Annotated in this window: 1 protein-coding gene; it reads left to right on the top strand. The window is 65.6% G+C overall.

Going from position 1 to position 331, the window contains the following annotated elements:
• The coding region (locus tag MD273_RS18670) for an RraA family protein (protein ID WP_502846085.1) at positions 1–305 on the top strand (305 nt) is incomplete at its 5' end.
• Positions 306–331 lie beyond the last annotated feature (26 nt).

Raw genomic sequence — 331 nt, 5'->3', positions numbered from 1 at the left:
CCACGCCGAACTACCACACGCAGACGAGCCTGTTTCCGCATGCCGTCAACGTGCCGATCGCCTGTGGCGGCGTGCTTGTCATGCCCGGCGACATCATCGTCGCCGATGCAGACGGCGCCGTGACCGTGCCCGTCGTGCTGGCGGAAAAGGTCCTGGCGGTGGCGAGCGAACACGCCGAATGGGAAGATTTCTCGCGGCTGCGCCTCTCCGAAGGAGGCGACCTCAGGAAATACTATCCGCTGCACGCATCGGCTCGCCCCGAATACGAGGCCTGGCGCGCGTCCCAAGCGCCCAAGCATCGCTGACGCGTACGGGTCGTAACGACCATCAG

It is taken from the genome of Marinobacter sp. C7 (assembly GCF_022343555.1).
Classification (GTDB): domain Bacteria; phylum Pseudomonadota; class Gammaproteobacteria; order Pseudomonadales; family Oleiphilaceae; genus Marinobacter.
The sequence above is the reverse complement of the archived record's forward strand: the minus strand, read 5'-3'. Positions and strand labels throughout refer to the sequence as shown.